1 protein-coding gene is annotated in these 202 nt (G+C 45.5%); it reads left to right on the top strand.

Features of this window, described 5'->3' with window-relative positions; genetic code table 11:
• Positions 1 to 202 (top strand): hypothetical protein (locus NiCM35_RS26755; RefSeq protein ID WP_433780910.1); only part of this gene is annotated, 202 nt, incomplete at both ends.

The following is a 202-nucleotide window of genomic DNA, read 5'->3' as shown; positions in this document are numbered from 1 at the left end:
CAATAAGCCAGCGTTTAGGCCAAGAAAGTGCGGGCAGAGAGAAGCTTGTGCAGGCATTGACTCGTGCCGAACAAGAAGTAACGGCCCAACCATCCAAACCTATAGACCAAGGCAAAGCAGTACAAGATCAATTGAACCAAACGAAAGACCAAATAAAGCAAGAGCCAAACCTACAAAAGGCAATCCAAACGGTAAAAGAAAC

This window comes from Niallia sp. M35 (assembly GCF_050971705.1).
Taxonomy (GTDB): Bacteria; Bacillota; Bacilli; order Bacillales; family Cytobacillaceae; genus Niallia; species Niallia circulans_A.
The sequence above is the reverse complement of the archived record's forward strand: the minus strand, read 5'-3'. Positions and strand labels throughout refer to the sequence as shown.